17 protein-coding genes and 1 pseudogene are annotated in these 22,506 nt (G+C 61.5%); 8 read left to right on the forward strand and 10 right to left on the reverse strand.

Annotated elements, in window-relative coordinates; translation table 11 throughout:
• Positions 1–13 precede the first annotated feature (13 nt).
• The 4 genes from proB to gpt form a co-directional block, all read right to left on the reverse strand.
• On the reverse strand, positions 14–1,117 hold the full coding sequence (proB, locus tag PG896_RS12425) for a glutamate 5-kinase (protein WP_048207022.1): 1,104 nt from the start codon (positions 1,115–1,117) through the stop codon (positions 14–16).
• A gap of 145 nt (positions 1,118–1,262) precedes the next feature.
• Positions 1,263–1,655, reverse strand: a complete 393-nt coding sequence (gene crl / locus PG896_RS12430) for a sigma factor-binding protein Crl (protein ID WP_053288752.1) — start codon at positions 1,653–1,655, stop codon at positions 1,263–1,265.
• Positions 1,656–1,717: 62 nt separating this feature from the next.
• Positions 1,718–2,986: an esterase FrsA gene (frsA, locus tag PG896_RS12435; RefSeq protein WP_010675462.1), complete on the reverse strand. Its 1,269-nt coding sequence runs from the start codon at positions 2,984–2,986 to the stop codon at positions 1,718–1,720.
• A 174-nt stretch (positions 2,987–3,160) separates the two neighbouring features.
• A complete protein-coding gene (gene gpt / locus PG896_RS12440) occupies positions 3,161–3,628 on the reverse strand; it encodes a xanthine phosphoribosyltransferase (protein ID WP_039040347.1) in 468 nt (155 codons plus the stop codon).
• 926 nt (positions 3,629–4,554) lie between these two features.
• Here gpt and PG896_RS12445 point away from each other — a divergent pair.
• Entirely contained in the window at positions 4,555–6,006 is a 1,452-nt protein-coding gene (locus PG896_RS12445) for an aminoacyl-histidine dipeptidase (protein ID WP_039040348.1), read from the forward strand.
• A gap of 629 nt (positions 6,007–6,635) precedes the next feature.
• Here the strand turns inward: PG896_RS12445 and PG896_RS12450 are convergent.
• From PG896_RS12450 to PG896_RS12470, 5 genes are all read right to left on the reverse strand, one after another.
• Positions 6,636–7,637, reverse strand: coding sequence for an ABC transporter ATP-binding protein (locus PG896_RS12450; protein WP_039040364.1), 1,002 nt, complete (start codon positions 7,635–7,637; stop codon positions 6,636–6,638).
• Positions 7,638–7,731: 94 nt separating this feature from the next.
• On the reverse strand, positions 7,732–8,769 hold the full coding sequence (locus PG896_RS12455) for an ABC transporter ATP-binding protein (RefSeq protein WP_109422175.1): 1,038 nt from the start codon (positions 8,767–8,769) through the stop codon (positions 7,732–7,734).
• 25 nt (positions 8,770–8,794) lie between these two features.
• Positions 8,795–10,612 carry an extracellular solute-binding protein gene (locus tag PG896_RS12460; protein WP_048207020.1) on the reverse strand — a complete coding sequence of 606 codons (1,818 nt, stop codon included), beginning with the start codon at positions 10,610–10,612 and terminating at the stop codon, positions 8,795–8,797.
• An 82-nt stretch (positions 10,613–10,694) separates the two neighbouring features.
• Positions 10,695–11,738, reverse strand: a complete 1,044-nt coding sequence (locus PG896_RS12465; RefSeq protein ID WP_042865049.1) for an ABC transporter permease — start codon at positions 11,736–11,738, stop codon at positions 10,695–10,697.
• A 2-nt stretch (positions 11,739–11,740) separates the two neighbouring features.
• On the reverse strand, positions 11,741–12,766 hold the full coding sequence (locus PG896_RS12470; protein WP_010675471.1) for an ABC transporter permease subunit: 1,026 nt from the start codon (positions 12,764–12,766) through the stop codon (positions 11,741–11,743).
• 736 nt (positions 12,767–13,502) lie between these two features.
• Here PG896_RS12470 and PG896_RS12475 point away from each other — a divergent pair.
• From PG896_RS12475 to PG896_RS12505, 7 genes are all read left to right on the forward strand, one after another.
• Positions 13,503–16,109: a TonB-dependent receptor plug domain-containing protein gene (locus tag PG896_RS12475; protein ID WP_270835766.1), complete on the forward strand. Its 2,607-nt coding sequence runs from the start codon at positions 13,503–13,505 to the stop codon at positions 16,107–16,109.
• A 102-nt stretch (positions 16,110–16,211) separates the two neighbouring features.
• The gene (locus PG896_RS12480) at positions 16,212–16,976 is read left to right on the forward strand and encodes a DUF3450 domain-containing protein (RefSeq protein ID WP_010675473.1); all 765 of its coding nucleotides are present in this window, start codon (positions 16,212–16,214) and stop codon (positions 16,974–16,976) included.
• Positions 16,973–18,346: a MotA/TolQ/ExbB proton channel family protein gene (locus tag PG896_RS12485; protein ID WP_010675474.1), complete on the forward strand. Its 1,374-nt coding sequence runs from the start codon at positions 16,973–16,975 to the stop codon at positions 18,344–18,346. The genes PG896_RS12480 and PG896_RS12485 overlap by 4 nt, the downstream gene beginning before the upstream one ends.
• Before the next feature lie 10 nt (positions 18,347–18,356).
• A complete protein-coding gene (locus PG896_RS12490; RefSeq protein ID WP_043154305.1) occupies positions 18,357–18,884 on the forward strand; it encodes a MotA/TolQ/ExbB proton channel family protein in 528 nt (175 codons plus the stop codon).
• Positions 18,885–18,951: 67 nt separating this feature from the next.
• Complete coding sequence (locus PG896_RS12495) at positions 18,952–19,359, forward strand: ExbD/TolR family protein (protein ID WP_010675476.1); 408 nt, start codon at positions 18,952–18,954, stop codon at positions 19,357–19,359.
• A 16-nt stretch (positions 19,360–19,375) separates the two neighbouring features.
• Positions 19,376–20,011: an energy transducer TonB gene (locus tag PG896_RS12500; RefSeq protein ID WP_043154309.1), complete on the forward strand. Its 636-nt coding sequence runs from the start codon at positions 19,376–19,378 to the stop codon at positions 20,009–20,011.
• An 11-nt stretch (positions 20,012–20,022) separates the two neighbouring features.
• Positions 20,023–21,258 carry a tetratricopeptide repeat protein gene (locus PG896_RS12505; protein ID WP_270835768.1) on the forward strand — a complete coding sequence of 412 codons (1,236 nt, stop codon included), beginning with the start codon at positions 20,023–20,025 and terminating at the stop codon, positions 21,256–21,258.
• A gap of 340 nt (positions 21,259–21,598) precedes the next feature.
• Here PG896_RS12505 and PG896_RS12510 read toward each other — a convergent pair.
• Positions 21,599–22,435, reverse strand: a pseudogene (locus tag PG896_RS12510) (chitinase C-terminal domain-containing protein); the annotation flags it as partial.
• Positions 22,436–22,506: the final 71 nt, after the last annotated feature.

The following is a 22,506-nucleotide window of genomic DNA, read 5'->3' on the forward strand; positions in this document are numbered from 1 at the left end:
GGTGCCGCCCTGTTCAGAGCAGCACCATATCATCACGGTGGATGGCCACGGCCCCATAGCCGTAACCCAATACCTGTTCAATCTGATCCGAGTGGACACCGCGCAGCCGATCCAGCTCCAGATGGTCGTAACGGCAGATACCGCGAGCCAGCTCGCTCCCCTTGGGATCCAGGATACGCACCACATCGCCACGCACGAAATCTCCCTTCACCGCGACGATGCCCTTGGGCAACAGGCTGGAGCCCTTCTCCTGCATGGCGGCCACGGCCCCCTGATCCACCTGCACTTCGCCGTGAGGAGGGGGCCCTGCCAGGATCCAGCTCTTGCGCCCTTCCAGGGGGGATGCCAGGGCCGGGAACAGGGTCCCCACCCGCTCCCCGGCGGCGAGTCGGCCGATCACTTCCGGGATCTGGCCGGTGGCGATCACCACGTCCACCCCGGCCCGGCGTGCCACGTCGGCCGCCTGCAGCTTGGTGGCCATGCCACCGGTGCCAAGGCCGCTCACGCTGTCACCGGCGAGGGAGCGCAGGGTGTCATCTATGGTCTGCACCTCTTCGATGAGCTGGGCATCCGGGTTGGTGCGCGGGTCGGCGGTGAAGAGCCCCTTCTGATCCGTGAGCAGGACCAGCAAGTCCGCATCCGCCAGGATGGCCGCACGGGCAGAGAGGTTGTCGTTGTCCCCCACCTTGATCTCGGCGGTGGCCACGGCGTCGTTCTCGTTGATGACGGGGATGATGCGGTGATCGAGCAGAGTGCGCAGGGTGTCGCGGGCATTGAGGTAGCGCTCCCTGTCTTCCAGGTCGGCGCGGGTCAGCAGCATCTGGCCGATGTGCAGCCCGTAGAGGTTGAACAGGTCCTGCCATACCCGGATGAGCTGGGTCTGACCCACCGCCGCCAGCATCTGTTTGTTCGGCAGGGTAGGCGCCAGCGGAGGGTGGCCCAGATGCTCGCGACCGGCGGCGATGGCCCCCGACGTGACCAGCACGACACGGTGCCCGTGTCGATGCAAGGCGGCACATTGTCTGACCAGCTCGACCATGTGGGCACGGTTGAGGCGGGCAGATCCCCCGGTGAGCACGCTGGTGCCCAGTTTGACGACTATGGTTCTGTTTTCCATGGGAACGAAGGGTTAGAAAAGTAAGGAATCCCTTTATACCCACGGCCCCCCTGCCCTGCAAGGCAATTAAGCCTCGCCAGGCAGTTGCGGGCTCGGTGACAAAGCATCGGGGTACCCCGCACCGGGAAGATGCGGGGCTTGGGGATCAGGCTGCCGTCACGCTCAGTTCGGCGGTCACCTGCTTCGCGGGGGAGAGGGTGCACTCCAGCTGGGTCAACTTGCCGCTGATGAGCTTGTAGAAATGTTGCAGGGTGCGTTCCACTTCCGCCTGATGCTTCTTGGGCAGCGCCTTGTCGATCCACTCCCCGTCCGCGTTGTAGAACCCCGTCTGATAGTGGTAGCTGAAGCTGTGATCCGCCTGCTCCAGCACCAGCCACCAGCCCCAGAACTCCCGCTTGTCCGGGGCAGGCTTGGCGCTGACGCAGACGGACAGGCAGTCAAAGCGGTATCGGCCCTCCTCGCACAGGTCTTCACGCAAATAGGGGCCAATGGCCGCGAACTGCCGCAGCAATCGCTTGTAAGTCACTCCTTCCGACATGCTAACCTCCCTGTTGAACAAGCCATACCATCACATGGTGATGTTACATTTTTAGTTTTATATCATGTACATAAGTGCTTTTTGAGCCAGTCTACCGTCTCTTTCAGTGCCTCGTCATAGACCTCGAGCAGTGGCTGCTTGTCAAACACCACCGCCTTGCCGTTGCGACTCGCAGCGGCCAATGCCCGGACATCCTGCTCGGGACAAATAAAATCTTTCTTGTGCCCGATACTCAATATCGGCACGGAAGTGCGACTCCCCAGCAATCCCTGGGTCTTGAGGGAGAAGACCTGACACTTGGTGCGCAGCAGATCCCACTGAGCCGCGTCCGCCCCCAGCCGGTTCGCCAGCCCGTCGCGCATCATGCGCGGGCAGCGGGCGAACATCTCCTGATTGGTGAACACCTGGTTGATGCCGGCACCGATGCAAACCACGGTCCGAAGCTTGAACGGCTCGACGAAGGCGAGGCGGGCCGCCACATTGCCGGCGAGGCGGAACCCCACCATGGCGATGCGCTGGTGATCGACCCAGGCCACCTCCGAGAGGTAGTTGAGCACCGCCTGGTGCAGGCGGCTGGTGTCCTGCACCAGGGGCCAGTGCTCGGCATAGCCGGTGCCCGGCATGTCCAGGGAGAGCATCCCGATGCCATGGGGCTCGAGACACTTGAAATAGAAGTTGAGGAAGTCCACCTGAAGCGAATCGATGCCACCGCTGACGATGACCAGGGGCACAGGTTTCTCGGTGGTGGGCAGATGCAGGTAGCCCTGGATGGTCTTGCCCCGAAACGGGACCTGCAACTCCTTGAGGGGCACCTTGAACAGGCGTCCGGCCTCGCGATAGGCCATGTTGCCGAGCAACTGGGCCTGATCTGCCAGCTCGTCGTGCTTGAGGTGGGGGTAGCTTGCGATGGAGTAGTAGCGCACGGCCTTGAGCAGGCTCTTCAGCGCCGCGGCGCGATCCCCTTCCCCCAGCAGCGTCCGCCCCGTATTGAAATAACGGCCGGCGAGCTGGCTCCACTCATAGACCCAGTTGCCGGGCACATAGCCCTTGATGGTGTCCAGATAGCGTTCGTGACTGCGCTCCCCCTGCCCCATGGCGATGTGCGCCAGGGTCTGCTCCACCTCGACGGGATCGGCCCCCTGCCAGGCCCAGGTCGGTCTGCGCAGCAGGCGATACCAGCGGGGCGACAGGGCGCCATCGATGAAGCTGTCAGACAGTGCGCTGTCTTGCTCGTCGACGGGGCTCGAGTTGGAGACTTCGGAAGTTTCCAATACCTTTTTGACCCGGGTAAACAGCTTTTCCGTCAGATTGGTATCGTCGTTTGGTTCCAAAATGGTGGCTCTTCTGTCTCAAACAATGTCCCATCTTAACCACTTTTCACATCGAGCAGCCACACCAGAAACGCATTGAGCCCCAAAAGGGGCTCAATGTGGTCAACCTTGCATCACGACGGATCAGTCCGCTTCCGAATGCCGGGGAGTCACTGGTCGCGACCGGTGGGGCGATTACGCTTCGTCGCAGATCGGCTTGGCGAACTCCAGCGCCATGTCCCAGGGCTGTTCAATCCAGGTATCCTGCGGAATGGCGACTTCGAAGTCATCCACCAGGGGTTCGCCCATGGGCTTGGCGAAGATGGTGATGAATTTGGCTCTGGGGTAGAGCTCGCGGATCGCCTTGGCGGTGCCGCCGGTGTCAACCAGATCGTCCACCACCAGCCAGCCTTCGCCGTCACCTGCGGTGGTGGCAGCCTTCACCACCACCAGCTCGCGCTGGTTGTCGTGGTCATAGCTGGAGATGCAGAGGGTTTCGACATTGCGAATGCCAAGTTCGCGGGCCATCAGGGCCGCAGGCACCAGACCACCGCGACTGACGGCGATGATCCCTTTCCACTGGCTGACAGGCAGTTGACGACGGGCCAGACGGCGCGCTTCGCGTTGCAGGTTATCCCACGATACATAAAACTTTTTTGGCATGCTATCGATCTCAACGAGTTATAAAGCAATCACTTATGAGGCGAAACCCGGCAAAGAGACGGGTTCAGGTCAATTCTGGCACCCCGTTTCCCGAATTTTGCTTGCACTTTTTCGGCCTCGGGGCTGACGCCTCGGCGGCAAAAACGGATGCAATGCGAACAGGGATGGGGTGTAGCTGGCGGCCATGTCGGGTGGACTCCCGAGCTCGGGCCGGCTGTTGGGCCGGTATGATAGCACTCTTTATGGATAAATTGAGCGGCAAACGTATGCGAAAAACAGGAAATGTCCGCCATCTTCCGCTCTGTCGCCCTTTTGGGAGGGCTCCGGCGACACCGACAGGTTAGCCGTTTGACACACATTCCATGACATTCGGGCAAAAAAATAGCAGGGGGAGGAGAGGATCCTCACGCACCTGCTGCTGTTACCTGTGACGCCTGCGAGCCTTAACGGCGGGTGGCGTAGGGATTCGGGTAGTTGAAGCCCTGGGTATAGAGAGATTGGGCAAACCAATAGGTTGAATTGCTGCCTGACATCATAAACTCCTGATTGCTTAACAAGTTACGTACCTTAATGCGGGTTCACATCCTTGAACTGACACTCGGTTCCATGGAGGCGCACTTGCTTTGCTTCGGTTCCCTGGAGGCATTGATTGTCATCCTGACAAGTGGGCTGGCCACGGCGGCTAATTTACCACCCGCCGCCAAAAAGACAATATTTTTGTGACCAACATCACATAATTGATGTTGTGCTGACACGAATAAGGCAGGCAGTGAAGTTCGCCATCCATGCTCCCTTTCCCAGCACAAGCAGAGCGTCATTTGCGCTGATCGCTCACATTTTTGCGTGATTGACTGTATTATCGTTATCCTCTTCCCCGGCCCGCAGAGTGGGGCCCGACATTTTCCATGCTGGTAAGGAGTCCCGACGTGGCACAGCTCAGTTCTCTGTCTCCCAAGTTGATTTGGCAATTCTTCGAGCAGATCTGCTCCATCCCCCACCCCTCCAAGCACGAAGCCCAACTGAGCGCCTGGATCGTGGCATGGGCCCAGGGAGAAGGCCTGGCGGTCAAGCAAGATGCCGTCGGCAACATCATCATCAAGAAACCGGCCACACCGGGGATGGAAAACCGCAAGGCCGTGGTGCTGCAAGCCCACATCGACATGGTGCCCCAGGCCAACGCCGACACCCAGCACGACTTCACCACCGATCCCATCGATGCCTACATCGATGGCGAATGGGTCACCGCCCGCGGTACCACCCTGGGTGCCGACAACGGCATGGGCATGGCGGGTTGCCTGGCCGTGCTGGCCGACAAGACCATCAAGCACGGTCCGCTGGAAGTGCTGCTGACCACCGACGAAGAGACCGGCATGACCGGCGCCTTCGGTCTGGAAGCGGGCTGGCTTGAGGGCGAGATCCTGCTCAACACCGACTCCGAAGAGGATGGCGAGGTCTACATGGGCTGCGCCGGCGGGGTGGATGCCAATATCCGCTTCCCCCTGGAGCGGGTTGCTGCCACCGAGGGTGAAGGTTTCGAGCTGCAGGTCAAGGGCCTGCGCGGCGGCCACTCCGGGGTCGACATCCATCGCGGCCGCGGCAACGCCAACAAGCTGCTGGTCCGTCTGCTCAAGGCCGCCGAACCGCTGGGGGTGCGCCTTGGCGATCTCAGCGGCGGCACCCTGCGCAACGCCATCCCCCGCGAGGCCCGTGCCAGCCTGCTGGTGCCCGCCGCCAGCGTGGCTGACTTCAAGGCCCTGGTGGACCGCTACGCCGGCATCTATCAGAGCGAGCTGGCCGCCACCGAGGCCAACCTCACCGTGCTGCTCACCGCCCGGGAGAAACCGGCCCAGCTCATGAGCGAGTCCCTGCAAAGCCGCCTGCTGGATGCCCTGATGGCCTGCCCGAACGGGGTGATGCGCATGAGCGACGCCATCCCGGGCGTGACCGAGACCTCCACCAACCTGGGTGTCATCAAGACACTCGAGGGGGAAGTCTATGTGCAGTGCCTGATCCGCTCCCTCATCGATTCCGGTCGCGAGAACATCGAGCAGATGACCCGCTCCCTGTTCACCCTGGCCGGCGCCAGCTGCGAGTTCACCGGCGCCTACCCGGGTTGGGCCCCGAACGTCGACTCACCGGTCATGGCGCTGGTGCGAAGCAGCTACCAGACCCTGTTTGGCGAGATGCCGAACGTCATGGTGATCCACGCAGGCCTCGAGTGCGGTCTGTTCAAGAGCGCCTACCCGGACTGGGACATGGTCTCCTTCGGCCCGACCATCCGTGGCGCTCACGCACCGGGGGAGAAGGTACACATCCCGGCGGTCGAGCGTTTCTGGCAACTGCTGGTTCACGTGCTGGAACATATCCCGGCCAAGTAAGCCAGCTCACGACCATACCGATGCCCCGCCCCGTGCGGGGCATCTTTTTTGTGCTCCCTCCTCGGCCACCTCTCTCATATCCCCGATTCCACGCGCGGCCCTGGCTTGAAATCGTATCCATGAACAGGTCTGCATTTGAAAACCTTTTCCATGATTTATGTAAATTTACAACACAAAAAGTTGATCCAGCTCACATATGCCCCTAGGATCAGAACGTGACCAAGGTCACACAACCCATGAACCACAGAGAAACGAGGTCATCATATGTTCGAGAATCTGGCAGTGCTGTTCCACCTGAAGGGTGCAACCAGCAAGAAAGGTGCTGAAGAGAAAGACACTTATGCGCCTGCAACCCGCAATTACTACTTCCGTTATGGCGCCTGATATCGCCTGTCCGGAAGTTGAAATTGGTAACGTAATAAAACTACAAAACAACTCAGCAATCCACACAGCAGCCACCCCCATCGGGGCGCTGTCCTGCCCGGGCCAGAATTTCCACGGCCAAACCTGAACTCCAACCATGAAGATGGGGCCCGCAGGCCCCATTTTTTTATCCCGTTTCCGCCTCTATTGCGCCTCCTCGGTGCCACCTTGCAGCGATGCCGGTTGCGACGTGGCGGGCGCCGGCATCATATCGCCTTTCCCAGTGGCACCGCCTCCTGCACGGGCAAGGGGAAATGGCAGGCCACCTGATGCCCCTGCCCGCCGCACGCCTCAAGGGCGGGCGAGCGGGTGCGGCACAGATCCGTTGCATGGGGACAGCGCTGGTGAAAGTGGCAGCCACTCGGCGGCGAGATGGGGGACGGTACATCCCCCGTCAGCAGGATGCGCTGGCTGCGCCGCCGTGGATCCGGCACCGGAATGGCGGAGATGAGCGCCTGGGTATAGGGATGGCGTGGTGCCAGGTAGAGTGCCTGGGCCTCGGCCAGCTCGACGATCCGGCCCAGATACATCACCGCAATCCGGTCCGAGATGTGCTTGACCACCGACAGGTCATGGGCGATGAAGATGATGGCGAGGTTCATCTCCCGCTGCAGATTGAGCAGCAGGTTCACGATCTGGGACTGCACCGACACGTCGAGCGCCGACACTGCCTCGTCACACACCAGCAGCTTGGGCTTGAGGGCGATGGCGCGGGCGATGCCAATGCGCTGGCGCTGGCCGCCAGAGAACTCATGGGGATAGCGATCCACCGCGCTGCCGGGCAAACCGACTTTCTCCAGCAGCTCCTGCACCCATGTCCGACGCTGTTCGGCGTTGCCCTTGCCGTGGATGATGAAGGGCTCCTCCAGGATCTGCCCAACCGTGTGGCGGCTGTTGAGGGATTCTGCGGGATCCTGGAACACGATCTGCATCTCCTGACGCAGGGATCGCATCTCCTTGGGCGAGAGGTGGGTGATGTCACGCCCCTCGAAGGTGATGGAGCCGGCGCTCGGCTCGAACAGCTTGAGCAACGAACGCCCCAGGGTGGACTTGCCGCATCCCGACTCTCCCACCAGGCCAAGGGTCTCCCCCTGCTTGAGATCAAAGCTGATGCCATCCACCGCGTAGACGGTGTATTGCTTGCGCAAGAAACCGCCACCCATCTTGAAATGCTGCTTTAAATTGCTTACCGACAACAAGCTGGTCATGACTTCCATCCCCGACGATTCATGGCAGCAGACGACCTGGTCGCCTTCCCGCCGCCTGGCTGCCCTGCGACACCCCGTCCCCACACCATACCGTTCATAGGCTCACCTCCTTCCAGTGGTGGCAGGCCACCCCGTGGCGTTCGCTCAACTGCTCGGTCACCGGTATGGTCTCCACGCAAAGGGGCGTGGCATGGGGGCAGCGATTGGAGAAACGGCACCCCGCCGGCATCTCGTGCAGGGCGGGCACCTGACCCTTGATGGTCTTGAGCAGGCTCTTTGGCACATCTTCCAGACGCGGGATCGAGGCCATCAGACCATGAGTATAGGGATGGCGCGGGTGGTCAAACAGTTCATAGATATCGGCCCGCTCCACCGCACGCCCGGCATACATCACCACCACCTCGTCGCACAGCTCCGCCACCACCCCGAGATCGTGGGTGATGAAGATGATGGCCATGCCGGTCTGGGCTTGCAGCTCCTTCATCAGATCCAGGATCTGGGCCTGGATGGTCACATCGAGCGCCGTGGTCGGCTCGTCGCAGATGAGCAGGGCCGGTTCGCAGGCCAGCGCCATGGCGATCATCACCCGCTGACGCATGCCGCCGGAAAGATTGTGGGGATAGGCCGCGAAACGCTGGGCAGGCTCGGGGATCCCCACCTTCTGCAACATGGCGATGGCGGCGTCACGGCGCTGGGCCTTGCTGTAATCGGGGCGGTGGAGGCGAAACACCTCCATCAGCTGATCGCCGACCGTCTGCACCGGGTTGAGGGCCGTCATGGGCTCCTGAAAGATCATGGAGATACGGTTGCCACGCACCTTGTACATCTGCTCCGGCGGCAGATTGAGCAGCTCCTCCCCCTGAAAGCGGATGGAGCCCCCTACCACCTGACCGTGGGGCCTTGGCAGCAACCCCATGATGGCCAGCGAGGTGACGCTCTTGCCGCAGCCGGACTCGCCGACTATCCCCAGGGTCTTGCCCGGGGCGACCTGGAAGCTGACCCCGTCGAGCACCTTGATCTTGCCGTCGTCGACGGCGAACTCCACCTCGAGATCCCGCACCTCGAGGATGGGGGACAGAGACTGCCCCTCATGATCGCTGGTGCCGGGGGCGGTGGCCTGTGTGTTGGGCATGACTGCTGCTCCCTTCTGGACCACATCAATGATGTGCATAGGTCTTGTCGATCAGGGTGATGGGGGCCAGCGCCTTGCCGTCAGCCTTGGCCTTCTGGGTCTCCTCCTTCACCTTGGGATCGATCCAGAGCAGGCCGCCACTGCTGTGGGGGTAGCCATCCATGGGCCAGTAGAGCAGATCCGGGGTGTTGCGGGTGGCGGGCACCTCCGGCAGCATCACATAGCGCCAGCTGCTGGCTCGCACGTAGTTGAGCTGAACCCCGGGCACGAAGATGGCGAGATCATAGATCCGCTGCTGGATCTGGTGGGAAAGCGCGGCCCGCTTGTCCATGTCGAACTCGACGTTGTAGGCGTCGATCAGGCTATCGAGCGCTTTGTCAGCCACGTTGAACAGGTTGTTGGTCTGGGGCTTGTTGGCGTTGTCGGAGTGGAAGGACTCCCAGTATTGCGGATAGAGACCGCCGCCCCCCCAGCCAAGCCAGGCCGCCTCGTGTTTCTTCTCCAGCATCACCTTGAAGCCGGTGGCGCCATCCACCAGATTGAGCTCCAGATCCAGGCCCGCCTTCTTGGCCTCTTCCTTGAGCACGGTCAGCCGCTTGGAGTGCTCCTGGCTGGTGTAGGTGAGGGCCAGGGTGAGCCGCTCTCCCTTGTCGTTTTGCAGGATGCCGTCCGGTCCCTGCTTGCCGTAACCGCCCTTGGCGAAGTACTCCCGTGCCTTGGCGATGTCGTAGGCCCGCTCAGGGAGCGCGATGTCGGTGAAGGCCCCGAAGCCAGAGCCGAAGGTGGTAGCGCGGTCATAATCGCCGTGCAGCACCGTCTCTATCATCTTGTCGATGTTGAAGGCGTGCTGAATGCCGAGCCGCACGTTGAGATCCGCCAGCTTGGGATTGGCCACGTTGAGGTGAACCCCCTGTCCCCCCTGCTTGGTGTCGGTCATGGCCATCACCTTCTGCACGTATCCCTGCTTGTACTCCGGGGTGACCGCTTTCTCATGCCACCAGTTGGGCAGGATCATCTCGAAGGTGTCCAGCTCCCCCTTGAGGAAGTGGCGGAACGCGATGTTGTGGTCGCGGATCACCTGCACCTTGATGGTGTCGAGGTTGAACCTGTGCTGGTTGTAGCGATCGTCTTTTGCCCACCACTCCTTCTGCTTGCTGAAGGTGACGGACTTGCCCTTCTTCACGTCGCTCATCACGTAGGGGCCCGTGGTGGGTACCACGGCCCAGTTGTACTGCTTCACCCAGTTCGGGCCCATCTTGTAGTAGTGCTTGGGCTGGGGCCACAGTTCGGTGGTGTTGAGGAGATCGAGCTTGGCCTTGCGGCTGCCCGCCTTGACCAGGATGGTGTGGTCGTCAATCTTCTCCACTGCCACCACCTCGGTGGTGTAGTAGTTGTTGAACCAGGGGCCCTTGATGTCCTTGGAGCGCATCATCTCGTAGCCGAAGGTGTAGTCATCGGCGGTGACCGGCTTGCCGTCGGACCACTTGGCGCGCGGGTCGAGTTTGAAATAGACGGTCTGGCTGTCCGGCGCGATGGCCCAGGCATTCGCCAGGGCCGGAATGGGGTTGCCCGTGTTGGGATGGAAGCTGATGAGCCTCATCTGGTTGTCGAGGATGAAGGAGCGGAACGAGCCGTTGGAATCCGGCCCCACGGTGCGAAACGTCAACGGGAAGCTGTCGACGAAGAGATTGAGGTTGCCGCCGGGCAGCGCCTTGGGAGAGGCGAACACGGGGTCGGTGTCGTTGGTCTCCCACGTCAGATCCGCGGGCAGGCTGGCCGCCCACACCCAGGATCCGTTCAACAGCAGAAAGAGAGCACCTGTCCATTTGATTTTATTGTTCATGTTTGACTTCCTGGTCATGCCCCTGCACTGGGGGCGTCTTCATTAAGGGTCCTGTCGATGTGCCCTGGCAAGGCGCCACCGCTCACTGATAACGGGTAAATTTGCGCGGATCGAACGCCTCCCGGATGGCCTCCCCGATGAAGGAGACCATGATGAGCACCAGACTCACCGCCGCCACCACCGAACTCACGATCCAGATGGCGTCGAGGTTGTTGATCCCCTGGGAGAGCAGCTCCCCCCAGCTCGGGGTCGGCGGCGCCAGGCCAAAGCCCAGGTAGTCCAGCGCCGTCAGGGTGGAGATGTTGCCCACCACGGCAAACGGGGCCAGGGTGACGATCATCATCAGGGTATTGGGCAGAATATGGTTGAAGATGATGCGCCGGGTACTCGCCCCCTGGGCCCGCGCCGCCATCACGTAGTCCCGTGCCCGCTCCTTGTAGGTGAGGGTGCGCATGTACCAGGTGATCCCCATCCAGCCGAACAGCACGTTGATGCCGACGAACAGGCCGAAGTTCGGCTTGGCCAGGGAGACCAGGATCATGATGACGTAGAGGAAGGGCACCTGGGACCAGATCTCGATGAAACGCTGCATCAGGAGATCGAATCGACCGCCGAGGAACCCCATCATGCAGCCGATGCTGACCCCGATGACATAGCTCGCCACCAGCGCGATGAAGGCAAAGCCGATGGCGATGCGAAAGCCGTAGACCAGCCGTGCCAATACGTCGCGACCGCTGGTGTCGGTGCCGAGGAAGTGGCGCTCCACCAGGCTCGGGGCATAGGGCGGATAGGCCTCCTCCTTGAAGTCCTGCTCATAGGGGTTCCAGGGGACCAGGGGCAGCAACACCCAATCCCCCTTCCCTTCCTTCGCAAATTGGCTCTTGAGCTGGCGGTAGTTGGTCTCGTACTCGTAGTCGAGCCCGAAGTGCTGGCCCGGGATCACGTCCCCATAGGTGGGGAAATAGAGCTCCCCCTGATAGCTCACCGCCAGGGCCCGGCTGTTGACCAGCAATTCCGCCAGCAGAGAGATGACCACCAGGACCGAAAAGATGACAAAGGAGTAGTAGCCGCGCTTTATCGACTTGAAGCGCTTGAGTTTTTTCAGAGTTACCGGATTCAGGTTCATGCTCACTCTCCAAACCGCACGCGGGGATCGACCAAGGCAACGCAGATGTCGGAGACAATGTTCCCCACCAGCATCAGCATGGAGGTGATGGCCAGAATGCCCATGACGGTGGGGTAATCCCGCTCGACAATGGCCTCATAACCGAGCAGGCCGATGCCGTCGATGTTGAAGATGGTCTCGATGAGGAAGGAGCCCCCGAAGAAGACGGTGAGCACCGACCCTAAGTGACTCGCGATGGGGATCAGGCTGTTGCGCATGGCGTGATCGGTCACCGCCTTGCGAAACGGCAGCCCCTTGGCCACGGCGGTGCGCACGTAATCCGCCGACAGGTTCTCCATCAGGCTGTTCTTCATGGTCATGGTGAGGATGGCGAAATCCCCGATGGCGTAGGCGATGAGCGGCAGCAGGGCGTGGGCGAAGACGGTACGGATCTGATCCCAGCTGCTCTCCATCCCGTCAAACTCGTCCCCCGGGAAGCCCCCCATGGGCAGCCACTCCAGATGGAACGCAAAGACGGTGATGAGGAAGATCCCCACCACGTAGGCGGGCAGCGCATAGGCCATGTAGATGAGCATGGAGCTCAGGGAATCGAAGCGGCTGTTGTGCCTGAGCGCCTTGGCCACCCCGAGCGGGATGGAGACGGCATAACTCAGCAGAAAGGTGGCGAGCCCGAAGAAGGCGGTCACCGGCAACCTCTCCTTGATGAGATCCCACACCGGCTCGTAATAACGGGTCGACTCCCCGAGATCCAGCACCGCCAGCTTCTGCAACCAGTCCCAGTAGGCGACCAGCATGGGCTTGTCGAGGCCGTAGAACGCCTTGAGCTCTTCAATCTGTTCGTCGGAGAGTGCCTGCGCCCCCTTGCTGCCACTGGAGCGGCCGGACTCGTTTTGCGAGACCTGCGCCTGCAGCAGCATGCGCTCGACCGGGCCGCCCGGCACGAAGCGGGTGATGGTGAAGACGAGCAGGGTGATACCGAGAAACGTCGGGATGATCAAAAGCATCCGACGTAGGAAATACGACAGCATGGTGGAACCTCGTCCTTGTTGTTCTTTTATGGCCAGTCACATCCGGTGACGGGCCTATCCTTACCTGGCATTACTCACTGAATTGACTGGCATTGACAGACAATCCGGCTCGGTCACTGTAAAAGCTCTGCAACAAAAATCAAGTAGAACCCGGTCTGCGACCGGGAATGTCCCCCCGCAGCATATCCCGCGGATGATTTTTTCCAAAAAACCCAACTTCAATATAAAAAACTGCTACGCCTACCCGTCCAACTCGATTTTAATTATTAAAAAATTAATTACACAGGTGTTTTAATCCATATCAAGCAGAACAAAATCAACAAGTTAACGGTAAGTCGGACTGCTTTCTTATTTACCTATAGAAGAGGGATAGCCGCCCCCACCCTCCGTTCCCCGGAAAACGCTCTCGCCACAAAAGCAGATGAAAATACTACAAAAAACCGTTTTCTCGATATCGACACTGGAGTGACAAGCGACTTATCGATAAGTTCAAAAATAATCAATAAAATTGTAAAAATCGAACCTAACAACATCTTTACATAAGTTGACGCGGCATTTACGGAATAAAACGCCAAAAATATTCCATCAAGTGCATATTCCCATCTAATTCCCTCTACTGCCCCCATCCCCGCCGCTCCATTTGACGTCCATCACCAAACCTTGATAAGCCTTACGCACCGCTCCAACGAGGGCGGTAATGGAAGCAAACAATAAACAATCAGGAAGGATACTAGCGATGCTTAGGAAAAGCAGACTCTCTGCTGCCGTAGCGTTTGCCTTGGCGAGCGCGGCAGTTGTGGCCACCCCTGTCCTGGCCGAAGAGGGCCAGAACGTAGAAAAACTGCAAAAAATCAAGGTCACCGGCTCGCGGATCTCCCGAGTCGATGTGGAAGGCGCCACCCCGGTCGTCTCCGTGACCAAGGCGAAGATCGAGCAATCCGGTCAGCAGACCGTCGCCGATTACCTCAAGCAGGCCTCCTATAACTCCTTTGGCGGCGTCTCCCCGGCCTCCGGCAGCTCCTTCCAGTCCCAAGCCACCGTCGGCCTGCGCGGCCTGGGTTCCGAGCGTACCCTGGTGCTGCTGAACGGCAAGCGGGTAGCGGGTTCCCCCACCATGGGCGGCACCTCCATCAACCTCAACACCATCCCCATGGCCGCCGTTGAGCGGGTCGAAGTCAACCTGGACGGCGGCTCCGCCATCTACGGTTCCGACGCCATCGGTGGTGTCATCAACGTGGTGCTCAAAGAGGGCTATGAAGGCCTGAGCTTCCAGGGACGCCTTGGCTCCCCGACCGAAGACGGCGGTGACGAGAAGAGCGGCTCCATGGTCGCGGGGATCAACGGCGAGAAGGGCTCCCTGATGGCGGTCTACGAGCACGACAAGAAGGACGTCATCTACAGTCGCGATCGGGACTATCTTGCCAAGCAGGGCAACGATGCCCCCAGCGCCTATGGCCGCAACGTGGAGGGGATCACGGGTCTTGACGCCAACGGCGACCCCATCTGGAAATACGGCCCCCTGGCCGGCGCCACCAATGCCGACGGCTCATGCAAGGAGCCCTTCGTCGGCTTCGAGGACGGCTGTAACTTCAACTACGGCCAGGTCAAGGCCACCACGGCCTCCCGCAGCCGTGACACCCTGTACGTGAACGGTCGCTACCACATCAACGACAACGTGGACTTCGTGCCGCAGATCATCGGCTCCCGGGTCGAGAGTTTCGGCCGCTACGCCCCGGCCGCCGGTGCCTTCACCATTGACCCGGCCAACCCGAAGAACGCCCAGTTCTTCGCCGACAACGGCCTGGATGCCGCCGCCACCCAGGGTCTGGGTGAAGCTGCCTATGCCTACTACCGCTTCAACAACGTCGGCCCCCGCGACAACTTGGTCACCGACATGACCGGCAGCATGAACCTGGGCTTCGAGGGTACCATCACCACTGAAAGCGTCGGCGACATGCAGTGGAACGCCGGCTACATGTACTCCAAGACCGACAACAAGGAGAACGGCACCGGTTACGTACTGAAGTCCGCCGCCCAGCAGGCGGTCGCCGACGGCAAGTTCGTCGGTGGCGAGTTCGACGCCTCCACCACGGCCTCCATGGCCGCCGACACCAGCCGCCGCTCCACCATGGACTTCTACCAGTGGTACGCCGGTGTCCAGTGGGACATGGGTGAACTGCCGGCCGGTCCGGTCAGCTGGTATGCCGGTGCCGAGTACAACGACTGGGTCTATGCCGACAAATACGACGCCCAGTCCGAAGCCGGCAACATCATCGGCTCCTCCGGCAACTCCTCCGGTGGCGTGCGTGACGTGACTGCCGCCTACATCGAGTCCCTGGTGCCCATCACCGAGCAGATCGAGCTGAACGTGGCCGGTCGCTTCGACAAGTACAGCGACTTCGGCAGCGCCTTCTCCCCCAAGGCGAGCCTGCGTTACCAGCCGCTGGACAACCTGATGCTGCGCACCTCCTGGTCCCGTTCGTTCCGCGCCCCCAGCCTGAGCGACCTCTACTCGGCTGACTCCTACTCCGCCGACTGGGCCAAGGACTATGTCTACTGCGAGGCCAACGGCATCTCCGCTGCCGACTGCCCGAACCGCCAGTACGACACCACCCGTACCTCCAACGAGGAGCTGAAGGAAGAGACCGCGGACACCTGGAACTTCGGGGTGGCCTACAGCCCGGTGGATGACCTGAACCTCTCCCTGGACTACTACACCATCAAGATCGAGGACGTGATCCAGCTGAACTCCCTGCAGTCCGTCATCTATGACGAGCTGAACAGCGGCGGCTCCAGCTACATCACCCGCAACAGCCAGGGCAAGATCAGCGGCGCCATCGCGCCCATGGTCAACCTGGGCACCCTCAAGACCTCGGGTCTTGATCTGAAGGTGGACTACAAGTACGACCTGAACTACGCCACCATCCGCTACGACCTGGGCGGTACCTACATCCTCGAGTACGAGGAAGGTCTGTACGCCGGTGGCCCCGTCATCGACAAGATCGGCCAGAACGGTCTGCCGCAGCTGCGCTTCAGCTCCGGTGTCGGCGTCAATGTTCCCCAATGGTGGAACATGGATACCTACCTGAGTGCGAATTACATCGACTCCCAGAGCCAGGACTACATCGCCAATACCGGTGAGGAAGTGGGCCACATCGCGTCCCAGACCACCTGGAACCTGAACGTCGGTGTGGAAGCGCCCTGGAACGGCAAGATCCAGGTCGGCGTGAAGAACATGTTCAACGTGGGCCCGTCCCTCGAGAGCGATGGCTTCACCTATAACGAAGATCTCTACAGCATCGACGGTCGCATCTACTACCTCGACTACAGCCAGAAGTTCTAATCCACCAGCAAACCACAAGCCGGCCCGTTCGGGCCGGCTTTGCCCAAGGTCCCAAGGAAGTTACGGAGATAGGGTAATCCTATGAAGACAAGGACAATTACAATGAAGAAAGCGCTCCTCGGCAGCCTGATTTCGGCTGCCTTGCTGACCAGCTTCAATCTGAGTGCCGCCACCGCCGGTCAGGCCGTGGACGCTCAAGCCGCCACCGACAATGCATCCAAAGTTTCCCAGCAGAAGATCGACAGCTACGCCGAGTCTGCCGAGTCTGCCCTGGCCCAGTACAAGGCCGCCCTGCGCCAGGTAGACAGCCTGCGCGCCTACAACGAGCAAGTGGGCAAGATGGTCGACTCCCAGAGCGCCGAACTCGCCTCCATGCAAAAGCAGATCGCCCAGATCGACCAGACCAGCACCGAAGTGGTGCCCTTGATGCTCAAGATGATCGACTCACTCGAGCAGTTCGTCTCCCTGGACCTGCCGTTCCAGAAGGTGGAGCGTGAGGACCGCGTGGCGGCCCTGACCGATCTCATGAACCGGGCCGACGTCACCATCTCCGAGAAGTACCGCAAGATCCTCGAGGCCTACCAGATCGAGGAGGGCTTCAGCCGCACCATCGAAGCCTACAAGGCGAGCCTGGACAAGGATGGGGACGAGAAGACCTACGAGTTCCTGCGCGTCGGCCGCATCGCCCTGCTCTACCAGTCCCCGGATGGCAACGAGACCGGCATGTGGAACAAGAAGACCCGCCAGTGGGAAGTACTGCCCCAGGAGTATCGCAGTGCGGTTGAACAAGGCCTTCGCATCGCGAAGAAGCAGGCGCCCCCCGCCCTCATCAAGCTGCCGGTTCAAACTGCGGAGAAAGCATCATGAAAGGAATCAAACTTGCCATCGCCTCGCTGATCGCGGGCGCTACCCTGGTCACCCTGCCGGTGACCGCCGCCGAGAAGCCGGTGGATCTCAACGCCCTGCTCAATCAGGTCAAGGCCGCCAGCACCAGCGAATCCCAGCTCAACAAGGAGCGGGAAGCCCGCTTCCTGGCTGACAAGAACGAACAAGGGGCCCTGCTCGCCAAGGCCAAGGCGGATCTCGCCGCCGAAGTCGCCAGGGGCGAAAAGCTCAAGGCCACCTTCGATGCCAACGACAAGCAGCTCACCGAGCTGACCGAAACCCTGCGCCAGCGCTCCGGCAACATGGGCGAGATGTTTGGCGTGCTGCGCCAGTTCGCCGGTGAATTCAAGGGGATCTTCAATGCCTCCGCCCGCCGGGTCGAACATCCCGAGCAGACCGCCCTGCTGACTCGCCTGGCCGAGAGCAAGGAGCTGCCCTCCAGCGATGACCTGACCGCCTTCTGGACCACCACCCTCAGCCGCATGGTCGACGGTGGCAAGGTAAGCCAGATCCCGGCCACCGTGGTCTACGGCGAGGGCAACCAGGCCCAGAAGACCGTGACCCAGATCGGCGAGTTCAACACCGTCTCCGAAGGCAAGTACCTCACCTTCGTGCCGGAGACCGGCAAGTTCGAACAACTCTCCCGCCAGCCCGAGAACGCGGTGCTGGAACCGGTCGCCAAGTTTGAACAGGGTGGCGGCAGCGTCGAACCCATCTTCATCGACCCGTCCCGCGGCGTGATCCTCTCCCTGCTGGTGCAATCGCCGACCCTCAAGGAGCGCATCGATCAGGGTGGCTCCGTGGGTTACGTGATCCTGGCGCTGGGTGTCATCGGTACCCTGCTGGCCCTGTTCTGCGGTGCCCGTCTCTCCCTCATCGGCGGTGCCATGCGCAAGCAACTGAAATCCGAGCAGATCATCAAGGGCAACCCCATCGGCGAGATGCTGGGTGCCTACCAGGATCACCGGGGTGACAACATCGAGGATCTGGAATCCAAGCTCGACGAGATCATCCTGCGCAACGTGCCCAAGCTGGAGAAGGGCATCAGCCTCATCAAGCTGATCGCCTCCGTCGCCCCGCTGCTGGGCCTGCTGGGTACCGTGGTCGGGATGATTGCCACCTTCCAGGCCATCACCCTGTTCGGTACCGGCGATCCCAAGCTGATGGCGGGCGGTATCTCCGAGGCCCTGGTGACCACCATGCAGGGTCTGGTCGTGGCCGTGCCCATGCTGTTCCTCTACACCATCGTGCAGACACAGAGCCGCCGTCTGATCCAGGTACTGGAAGAGCAGAGCGCCGGTTTCGTTGCCCGTTATCAGGAACGTCTGCACGCCGCCAAAGCCGCAGCCTAAGGAGTCACCCATGTGGTTCTGGTTGATTGAAGAAGTCGAGTCGGTCCGCCGGTTTCTGGGATTGGGGGGCGACGTGCTGGTCGCCCTGTTCTTCCTGACCCTGATGATGTGGGCCCTGCTGCTGGAGCGCTGGTTCTACTTCATGGCGGTCTATCCCCAGCAGGTGAAGCAGACCAAGACGGCCTGGCTGGCCCGCACCGATCACCTCTCCTGGTCTGCCAGGCAGATCCGCCGCGAGCTGGTCTCCCGGGTCGCCATGGCGGTGGACAAGGGGATGCCGGTCATCAAGGTGCTGATCGCCCTCTGCCCGCTGATGGGGCTGCTTGGGACCGTGGTCGGCATGGTGCAGGTGTTCGATACCCTGGCCATTACCGGCACAGGCTCCCCCAGGGCGATGGCCTCGGGGATCTCCAAGGCGACGGTACCGACCATGGCGGGCATGATTGCCGCCCTTTCCGGCCTGTTTTTTGTCAGCCGGCTCGATCACAAGGCCAAGTTGGCGGTGCAGAAGCTGGAAGACAACCTGAGACACGGCTGATGCAGGATGCACATCCCCGGCCGGGCCATGCCCGCCGGGGCACAGAACAAGCAAGGAGTTTTTTGCCATGAGAAAACGTCACAGCGACAGCGGTGCTGACGAGGCGGCCATCGATTTGACCCCCATGCTGGACATCGTGTTCATCATGCTGATCTTCTTCATCGTCACCACCTCGTTCGTCAAGGAGTCCGGCGTGGAGATCAACCGCCCGAGCGCCAGCACGGCCGAGACGGTGAAGAAGGGGAACATCATGGTCGCGGTCCGCGAGAACGGCCAGGTCTGGGTCGACAAGCGCATCGTCGAAGTGGGCGCGGTGCGTGCCAACATCGAGCGGCTGCGGGCGGAGAACCCGGAAAGCGCCGTGGTGATCCAGGCCGACAGCGAATCCCGTTCCGGTCTGGTGGTGCAGGTCATGGACCAGATCCGCATGGCCGGTGTCCAGAACATCTCCATCGCCGCCGACAAGAGCAGCTGATGCCGGAGCGAATGCCATGAGATACCTGATATCGTTAGCGGTCTCCTGCGTGGTGGTGTTCTTCCTGTTTCTGGGAATGAACAAGCTCATCACGCCGGATCACCGGGAGCTGACGGAGCGGGAGGACGTCACCATGACCGACTTCATCCGCCTCAAGCCTCAGGAGACCTTGCAAGAGAAGCAACGGGAACTGCCCAAGCCGCCGCCCCCGAACCGCCCGCCGCCCCCGCCCGAGATGGAGGTGGCGAGCACGGACAGGCCGAAGATGGACAGCTCCCCCATGGACATGCCCAAACTCGACATCCCGGTCAACATCGGTGGCGGCAACGCCCTGGGTGCCTACAGCACCGGCGGCGGTGGCGGCGGCATGGGCGGCAACAACGGCGCCATCCCGATGGCGACCTTCGAGCCCATGATGCCCCGCAAGGCGGCCCTGGCCGGTCTTGCGTCCGGCAAGGTGCTGGTGGAGTTCACCGTCACCGAGCGCGGTACCGTGAGCAACATCCGCATCGTCAAGGAAGAGCCCCGCAGCTATGACCTCGGCAAGGCGGCGCGCCAGACCATCGCCAAGTGGACCTTCAAGCCGGCCATGGTGGACGGCAAGCCGCAGGCCAGTCGCATGCAGCAAGAGATCGAGTTTGCGACCAACTAAGGAGGGTGGCGATGAAAAAGTTACATACCCTGATCCTCGCCCCGGTGGCCATGGCGGTGCTGCTCAGCACCGCCAGCTGGGCCGCCGAACAACCAGCCCTGTCTGACCGCGCCTACCGCGCGGTCAACAAGGCCCAGGCGTTGATCACCGAGAAGAAATACGGCGAGGCCAATGCCAAGCTGCAGGAGGCGCTGTCCGGCGCCGGCGAGCGGGTCTACGACAAGGGGGTCATTTTGCAGACCCTGGGCTTCGTGGCGGCGCAGCAGGAGAAGTACGGTCAGGCGACCAAGTACTTCGCCGACGCCATCGCCACCGGCGGCCTGCCGCCCCCGGTGGCCCAGCAGGTGCGCTACAACCTGGCCCAGCTCTACATGGCGGAGGGGAACTTCAAGGGTTCCATCAACACCATGAAGGAGTGGTTCGCAAACCTCGGCAAGGACGAGAAGCCGACCCCGCACGCCTACATCACCCTGGCCAACGCCCATGTGCAGCTCAAGCAGTACAGGGAAGCCATTCCGGCGGTGGACAACGCGATCAAGCTCTCAGCGGGCAAGGCGCCGGAGTCCTGGTACCTGCTGAAGATGGCGGCCCACTACGAGCTGAAACAGTACAAGCCGGCTACCGAGGTGCTGACCGCCCTGGTGGACCGCTACCCGGAGAAGAAGAAGTACTGGACCCAGCTCTCGGCCATGCACATGCAGGCGGGCAACGATGCCAAGGCCCTGGCGGCACTGGAAGGGGCCTACAACCTCGGCATGCTGACCGAGGCCAACGAGTTGCAGCGGCTCGCCAACTACCTCGCCTTCGCCGGCATTCCCCACCGCGCCGCCCGCGTGATGGAGAAAGCCATGAAGGAGGGGCAGATCGAGAGCAACGCGGCCAACTACAAGACGCTCGCCAACTACTGGCATCAGGCCAAGGAGCTGGACCCGGCCATCGACACCCTGGCCAAGTCCTACAAGCTGGCCCCCAATGCCGAGCTGCAGCTCAAGATGGCGCGCATGATGATCCAGAGCAAGCGCTACCAGGATCTGGTGGCCTTCGCCGCCAAGCCTGCCGCCAACGCCAGCGGCGAGCAGCGGGCGGATCTGAAGTTCCTGACCGGGGTCGCCTATTTTGAGCAGCAAAAGCCCAAGGAGGCGCTCTCCGCCTTCACTCAGGCTGCCCAGAACGGCAACGTCAGTGGTCGTGCTTCCCCCTGGATCAGCTTCTTGAAAGAGCAGCAGGGCGGCGCCGTCACCCAATAAAGCTGCGCGGCCCGGCTGGCGGGGCGGGGATCTCCCCGACTCGGCATCCGGGCCGCGACACATCGACAAGGGGGTCACCCCGCAGATTGCCTTGGTGGCAATTGGCCGCTCTTCGGAGCGGTCTTTTTTATGGCACCGCCCCTGCCCTTTCCCCCCCTTCTCCTGATACAAGGCACAAAAAAATCCGGAGCCTGGGCTCCGGATTGGGTCGTTGCGTTGCGAGAAAACAGGCCATGCAAAGTGCCGGCCTGCCGCTCAAACGGTCATCAGTAGCTGCACACCAGCTTCCAGCTGCCGTCGCCCACTCTGAGTTCGCTGCTGGTATAGCAGCCTGGACAACTCAGTAGCTGCATATCAGTTTCCAGCTGCCATCGCCCGCCTTGGGCTCGCTGCTGGTCCACCAGTTGGCCTGCCACACCCTCTTGTTGTGGGTCATGCGGTCGTTGCCATTGGCGTGATCCCCGCGCGGCCAGGTCGGATAGGCGTTGTAGTCCGCCGGGTTGACGTTCTGGCTGGCACAGGTGGTGCCACCGCTGCCGCCGTCACCACCGCCACTGCTGCCCAGCACCGCCTCGGCCAGGGCCGGGAAGTCGGACTTCAGGCCTATGGTCTGGCTGCCGGCAATCAGGCGCATGCCACTCGGCACGCCGGCGGCCGGCAGGTAGTAGGTCATGGCCACTTCCACGTCGGTGCCCGGCGTCCAGGCTTTCCAGACCGGCAGCGTCAGAGCCACCTTGTGGAAGTCCTTCTCATTGGCGATGCCGTCCGAGTTCTGGTTGCCGCCGCTCTCCACCACTTTCAGTCCCATGCCGCTCTGGTCGGTGATGGTGTCTGAGGTGGAGGTGGGGACCAGGAACTCGATGCGGGTGCCGCCAGGTATGGTCTGGGTCGACTTGTTGGTGAGCTTGAGGGTCGGGTTGATCGGGTAGTTGGAGTCCCCTTCCTTGAAGCCGGAGAGGCTCACGCCGATGTCGAGCTGGGCAGCCGGCGCCGGCAGATCATTCTGCTTCAGGGCCGCCTTGTCGGCCTTGCTGAACTTCTCGTAGGCAAGGCTGGTGAGGGTGCTGCCCATCACGTACTCGTTCTTCGCGGCGTCGAAGTCATAGTCCCCCGCCATCTCCCAGAACATGACGCCCCCCAGGCCCCGCTTGACGATGTAGTCGAGCTTGTGACCCATCTTAAATGCGAAAGGGGACTCCCTCCGACGTAGGTGGGAGGGGAATTTCGCCGGGGCGTCAGCCCCGCTGG

It is taken from the genome of Aeromonas sp. QDB30 (assembly GCF_027707645.1).
Lineage (GTDB): Bacteria > Pseudomonadota > Gammaproteobacteria > Enterobacterales > Aeromonadaceae > Aeromonas > Aeromonas caviae.